This window comes from Morganella sp. GD04133, assembly GCF_029835375.1.
GTDB lineage: Bacteria > Pseudomonadota > Gammaproteobacteria > Enterobacterales > Enterobacteriaceae > Morganella > Morganella morganii_B.
On record NZ_JAODZS010000070.1, the window covers coordinates 1 to 6115 of the forward strand.

Genomic DNA, 6115 nt, shown 5'->3' on the forward strand with positions numbered 1-6115 from the left:
CCCCATTAAATTTTTAACATATTTTCATGTATAATGTATGCTTCCGATAAAATCACATTTCGAGGGATAATATGGAATTTTTTGAAAGTTATCTATCAACGTTGCCGTCCAAAAGACGACTAAGTGAAGTAAAACTCACTATCTTAAAAAGGTTATGGTGGTCAGATGATGTTGAGTTTCCGAAACCTTGGGTTTCATCAGCAGAGTTACTAGAACTCACCGGACAGAAGTACTTCGACAGAAGAACAAGAGAACTGCGTGACCAGCTCGGCTGTGATCTGGAAAGCTCATACATTGCTGAACTCTCAGGACATGCTTGGAGACTAAAATCTAAGGTTATCTCTCCACCAATAGATAGAGAATATCTTACAGAGTCACAACGTCTGAAGCTGTTTTCTATTCACGACAACACATGTGCTGTGTGTGGGAAACGTGTTGCAGCAGGTATTAGGGGATTACAAGCCGATCACAAAATTCCTTTATCACGTGGTGGAGGAAATGAACTAACCAATTGGCAAGCTCTCTGCCATAATTGCAACGTAGGTAAAAGAAGAGCATGTGAAGGCTGTACGGATAATTGCCGCACATGCTCGTGGGCATTCCCAGAGAAGCTAGGGATAACGACAATGCTCCATCTTTCAGCAGACATGCTAAACAAGGCTCAACAACTATCTGATACTAAAGGAATATCTTTCGATGAAATAGTAGACTATGCAATACGTAAACTTTGAGTACCATTAGATATAAGCGGTAACGTCAATTGCTGTTCCTCCACAAGATCAACAGCTTCAAGTGCTTTACGGATTTGCTTCCCTGTTGCTTCGGCAACGGGAGGAGGAAATGCATTGCCAACCTGACGATATGCAGCCGTTTTTTTACCAGAAAATTTCCACCAATCCGGGAATCCTTGAATTCGTGCAGCCATTCTAACTGTCAAACGTGGCATATTTTCAAAACCAGAGCGAATTTTCCCATCCCTCCCAATGTATCCAATAAACCCTTTTTCTGGCCCATTATCCGCAATGGAATGTCCATTGACTCCCAGAGCCTGCCAAGATCTTTTAGCTCTGGTCGGACCTAAGTCTGGCCCACCATGTTTATGAGAACCACCAACAAGTGTGGGAGCTATGTGGTTTGCTGTATTTCTCCACGATTCAGCTCCTTCCCAACCTCCCTCTGACATTAGGTCAAAAAGAGCTTCGCCTACAGTTGGAGGGAGCAAAGTTTTACTAGGCCAATGAAAATGAACTGCATATTCACTACGTAAGGCGACTAAAAGAACGCGTGGGCGCAATTGAGGAACTCCATAATCAGAAGCATTATGCAGTTTCCAAAAAGTCTTGTAGCCCATTGCAGAGAATGCATCATCCACTTCTTGTCTATATTGCTTAAATTTTAGATCTAACAAGCCTGATACATTTTCTATCATTACAGCTTTCGGCCTAATAATAGACACAATTTTTAGAGCAGTTGGAAATAAATCTCGCTCATCATCTTTACCCAGTTGTTTCCCTGCCTTGGAAAAAGGAGGACAAGGTACCCCACCAGCAACTAAGTCAACCCCAGAAAAATTATACGCTTCATTTTCAGCAAAGGCTTTAACACAGCCCTCGATTATCCTGCCCCATCCTAAAGAATGAACTTCATTATTTAGATGGAGAGTTTCACACGCAGCGGGGTCAATCTCAACTAATGCTCGGTGCATGAAACCAGCGTTATGTAAGCCTAAAGCTTGCCCGCCAGCGCCAGCACAAATCTCCACAGATGTATATTGTAACATGCCATTAAACCTGTATATAAAAACAGTTGTATATGTATCCGATCAGAGAGCATCTCGCAAATAATTGTGTAAAACAGATAGTACCATCTCTACAGGATCGTCCAGTCTATCGGCTCTACAACTGTATGGCAAGATAATTCATAAACTTGTTTATCAAAAAGATACAAGAGATTGCAATAAATAAACACTCTCGTCCAGATTCCAGTTTTATATTTGCTAAACCAATTATTTTTTCTGCTTCAAAAACTTACTCCCCCTTGCACAATACTTTTTAGTAAACAAAGCAAACACGCCCACCGATGGACGGTAGGCGCATAATGCAGGTGATCAAAAAGGATAAAAGTTCAGAGAAGTAAATAAGGAAGACAGCTCGCAGAGTTCAGGCCATCAGTGCCTAGCGGTTCTTCAGTAACCCCGTCACCTGGCGATCCCGTAAAATATCAACTACCCGGAGATAGGGTGACGCCTCCTGAGAGCCGTGCGCTTTCCGGTCAATACGTTGCAGGTCGTATTTTTCCACAATGAAGTTCACGGCATCGCGGAGTGAAATTCCGGCATCAATGTGTTGCTGTATGACCGTATCATCACTTATACGACCGATGATTTTCACAGCCATCCCCTTTCTGCAAATGACACAACTTTTGTATGCCCGATAATGAAATGATCCAGAGTACGGGTATCTACCAGTGATAATGTGTTTTGCAAGCGTGTGGTAAGTTGCCTGTCTGCATGGCTGGGTTCCGCATACCCTGAAGGATGGTTATGTGCAAAAATAATCGCCGCAGCGTTATGCCGTAATGCCGCTTTAACCACTTCACGGGGATGTACTTCGGTATTGTTAATCGTGCCGAGGAATAATGTTTCGTGTTCCAGAAGGCGGTTCTGGTTATCAAGATACAGCGCCATAAATATTTCCCGTGCTTGTCGGGCAAGATGTAGTTGCAGCCAGGTTTTAGTGAAACAGGTGGAGATAAATGACTCACCCGGTTGACGCTGATATTTCTCCAATAGTCGTATTGCACGGCGGATAATGCGCTGTTCATTTATCGGGAAGGTTGAAGTTAAAATAAATTCAGACATGGGTACTCCTTGAAAAACAAAAGTCCATAGCAGATGAAGTGGAATAAACAGAAATGATTCACGATACGATTTGCAGCATATTTTCAGCCATGACCCATAAAGCGCGATTGAGTTTAACGTCACCATTGATACCATTAACCGCGCGGGTTCTGGCACGTTTACCTTGTGCAGAACGACCGGATAAGCCACCCTTAATCAGGTTCTCCTGAATACGTTGATAAGTTGTCCAGAGATCCCCGGATTCATCCTGCCAGCGTCGGGGAGCCAGTAACTGTGATTCGGTAACAGGTTGATGTTCTTCACCAAAACGGTACGTCAGCGCCGCTTTAGCCAGTGCCTGTTGTGCCGGAGGGGGTAACATCAGAGACTGCATCTGTTCACGTTTTTCAGCCACTGCATCAAACGTTTCCAGTACTTCATATGCTCCTTCAATTACTTTATCGACGACATTACCTTTGTGAGGTACACGCACTTCACCAAAGGTATCACCACAGACCAGCCCGTTCTGACAAACCGCACGGAATAATCCCGGCAGCATCTGATAACTGCTGGTACCGTCATGACTGTTTAACAAAATAATTTCCGGTACCTGAATACCGGTAATCTGGTTATGACGGCGAAGGCGTAGCATATGTTTGGTGTGCTCCCGGCGACTGTCATCCCGGACACGGGTCTGGCAGGCAAAGAACGGATAAAAGCCTTCCTTTTGCAGGCTCTCAAGCAGGGTGATGGTGGGAATATAAGTGTAACGGCGACTGCGGGATTCATGTTTTTCTGCTGAAAAGACACTGGGTACAGTGTAGTATAATTCTTCGGTGGTTAACGGGCGGTCACGACGAATAATATTCGCCCTGCCGAAGCGCGAGGCTAAACGAGTCATAGTCATTCTCCGGTAAAATTAAACGGGTAAAAGGGTAGTCAGATAAAAACCCGTACTGAACGGGATAAAGAAACAAATAAGATGAGGTACGGGCTTTTTATACAAAGATGTATCAGCTGGTGGGGTGAGTTCTTCGATATGCGAGTAAACCAGTGGCTTTCCGTGCCCGAAGAATATCGGTCGCAGTGATACTATGTGACGGCTCAGTTATACCGTTGTTGCGCCGGTCAGTGCGGACCAGGGCGTATTTCTCCGCAAAAGCGTTCAGTGCCTCATATAACGACACCCCACGGCGGAGGCAGGCTTCAATGACGCGCTCATCACAAAACTCCGTGTCGTTCAGAGTGAGGCCATAGTGCTGCCTTAGTAGGTAAGTCAGCAGCGTCTGCCAGACGGCAGCCGGTGAGTCGGGTAATATACGGTTCTTCATGAATATCGTCCTCAGTTAATCGATAAGATGAAAAATAGCGGCACACTCGTCATGCTGAAGGGCGTAGTCACGTAACTGGTAAAAATACTCCACCAGCACGGGACTCTCCGTTTTAAATGACCAGATACTGAACGTCATTAAACAGACAGCGATACCGGCTGCTTCCGGACTCAGTTCGGCATTATTACCGTTATGCGGGTTAAACATCGGGAGCGATGTTTCAATCATGTCAGGCCAGATAAAGGCACCGCCATTAGAAAGCATACTGAATTCCCAGAAGGCACCGTGATAAATCTCACACAGATTATCCATCATCTTAAAAATATCGCCTTCAATATGCTGCCAGCCGGGAATGGCACCAAAGTAAAAACGCCAGAATGAATCTCTGCCACGGGGATGGACAAGGTTAGTTTTGATTGTCTCTGATTCTTGTTGATGTAAATTAAACATAGTGATAATCCTTTCAGACAGAATAGATACAGGAAAATAAAAAGTCCTTAATCATGGAGTGAAGGGCTTTCTTGTATGATATTTTTGCAGGTGAGTTAAAGAAGATAAATAATATTTATTACATATTCAGAGTGATGATATATGTCTGAGTTTTTTTCCAATTTAATATGAGTAAGATTTTTATAATGTGCTTAAATGAACTGTCTTTATTATTTTAATAGCCTATCCCAAAAGTATTTTATTCCAGACAATAATGGCACAGGCAAAATGCAGCATCGCCTCGTAGTTTTCGACCTTTTTCTTCCGGTCAGTTGAATTACGGACTGTTTTTTTTGTACCTGCTAACGGTGATTTGGTCATGTAATCGTCCATTGACAACCATGACCAGTCAATACCGTCCAGATATTCACCGGCAAGCAAACCGTTCTGCCAAAAGCGCTCAAAGACACCCGCATCACACCATTCCTGGACGCGCCGGTATGCAGAACTCGATGAACATATCCCGGTGGCGTTCAGGGCGTTCCACTGGCAGCCCGTTCTGAGCACAAAGAATATGGCATCCATGGCAGCGCGGTTATCAACTCGTTTATGGTGAGTGCCGGGCGGATGATTGGTTTTGTGCTCAGGGATAAGCGGTGCTATTTTTTCCGGAATTCATCGCTGAACCGCCATCTGCTGCCTGTCATATTTTCACCTTCAGTCATTACCCGTTAGGACATTCTGACAATCCCTTATGGGATAGGTTCTTAGGGCTGTGTCCACATTACGCGGGTAGGATCAGTCTGATGATTTATGTGGTTAGTCTGCGTATATATCCTTTCCTATTTGTCATTTGTTTCCGTAATAAAATACTCTTACAGTATATCTTCTGGTATGGCTTAGAGTAATGATTTTGCGTAAGGTATTTTTTGATTGTTTTACATTAATACGTACGGATGTCTTATTATATGCGAAAACATAATATCAGAGTTATTTTTTAAATCGTTACATATATCCAGTGCAGTTATACTACTGTATTCAGTCTGTTTAACTTAGTTATATACTGACGGTATAGTAATATATTGTATGTTTATTATATTATATGGTTATTATATGTTTGTTATAAAGTAATATTATTATACAGCTAAATAAGAAAGGTATTCTAATCAAATAAGCTATATAAATAAAAAACACTAGCATGTGATTAATTACATGGATGAATAATCTATATGACGAATAGAAGAGAGTAAGAGTGATAATGGGTAGGTGTCAGTGTGTAACTATATGGGATATATCTTTGTGATACAGCTCTGTACAGATGAATGGTTTTTATTATCTTGATAGGTTTTTTTATTCATTGAACATATAAACCATCAGGAGGTTAAAAACTATGTGATTAATTAAATTCAATCACCCTCATGGTTTTTGTTAATACATCCCTTTTAATTTTACTTTTATCCTTAACAACAAAGGTGGTTTTGTGAATCAAGATAAATTAAAAATAAATGATAAATAC

General features: G+C 42.3%; 6 protein-coding genes and 2 pseudogenes. 1 reads left to right on the forward strand and 7 read right to left on the reverse strand.

Annotated elements, in window-relative coordinates; translation table 11 throughout:
* Positions 1 to 71: 71 nt before the first annotated feature.
* Entirely contained in the window at positions 72 to 731 is a 660-nt protein-coding gene (locus tag N7387_RS20750; RefSeq protein WP_279800888.1) for an HNH endonuclease signature motif containing protein, read from the forward strand.
* On the opposite strand, the gene N7387_RS20755 is transcribed toward N7387_RS20750, so the two are convergent.
* The 7 genes and pseudogenes from N7387_RS20755 to N7387_RS20785 all read right to left on the reverse strand — a co-directional run bounded on the left by N7387_RS20755 (position 710) and on the right by N7387_RS20785 (position 5306).
* Positions 710 to 1780, reverse strand: a complete 1071-nt coding sequence (locus tag N7387_RS20755; RefSeq protein WP_279800889.1) for a DNA cytosine methyltransferase — start codon at positions 1778 to 1780, stop codon at positions 710 to 712. The genes N7387_RS20750 and N7387_RS20755 overlap by 22 nt on opposite strands.
* A 394-nt stretch (positions 1781 to 2174) precedes the next feature.
* A pseudogene (locus N7387_RS20760) lies at positions 2175 to 2369 on the reverse strand (TA system toxin CbtA family protein); the annotation flags it as partial.
* A 17-nt stretch (positions 2370 to 2386) separates the two neighbouring features.
* Positions 2387 to 2860 carry a DNA repair protein RadC gene (gene radC, locus N7387_RS20765; RefSeq protein ID WP_279800890.1) on the reverse strand — a complete coding sequence of 158 codons (474 nt, stop codon included), beginning with the start codon at positions 2858 to 2860 and terminating at the stop codon, positions 2387 to 2389.
* A gap of 58 nt (positions 2861 to 2918) precedes the next feature.
* Positions 2919 to 3740: a DUF932 domain-containing protein gene (locus N7387_RS20770; protein WP_279800891.1), complete on the reverse strand. Its 822-nt coding sequence runs from the start codon at positions 3738 to 3740 to the stop codon at positions 2919 to 2921.
* A gap of 112 nt (positions 3741 to 3852) precedes the next feature.
* Positions 3853 to 4170: a TA system toxin CbtA family protein gene (locus N7387_RS20775; protein WP_029991630.1), complete on the reverse strand. Its 318-nt coding sequence runs from the start codon at positions 4168 to 4170 to the stop codon at positions 3853 to 3855.
* 15 nt (positions 4171 to 4185) lie between these two features.
* Complete coding sequence (locus N7387_RS20780; protein WP_279800892.1) at positions 4186 to 4620, reverse strand: antirestriction protein; 435 nt, start codon at positions 4618 to 4620, stop codon at positions 4186 to 4188.
* A gap of 222 nt (positions 4621 to 4842) precedes the next feature.
* Positions 4843 to 5306 (reverse strand): annotated as a pseudogene (locus N7387_RS20785) (transposase).
* Positions 5307 to 6115: the final 809 nt, after the last annotated feature.

Bases quoted from the DNA above. Each gene is read 5' to 3' on its own strand.
- N7387_RS20750 (WP_279800888.1), top strand. From the start codon at position 72: ATGGAATTTTTTGAAAGTTATCTATCAACGTTGCCGTCCAAAAGACGA.
- N7387_RS20755 (WP_279800889.1), bottom strand. From the start codon at position 1,780: ATGTTACAATATACATCTGTGGAGATTTGTGCTGGCGCTGGCGGGCAA.
- radC (WP_279800890.1), bottom strand. From the start codon at position 2,860: ATGTCTGAATTTATTTTAACTTCAACCTTCCCGATAAATGAACAGCGC.
- N7387_RS20770 (WP_279800891.1), bottom strand. From the start codon at position 3,740: ATGACTCGTTTAGCCTCGCGCTTCGGCAGGGCGAATATTATTCGTCGT.
- N7387_RS20775 (WP_029991630.1), bottom strand. From the start codon at position 4,170: ATGAAGAACCGTATATTACCCGACTCACCGGCTGCCGTCTGGCAGACG.
- N7387_RS20780 (WP_279800892.1), bottom strand. From the start codon at position 4,620: ATGTTTAATTTACATCAACAAGAATCAGAGACAATCAAAACTAACCTT.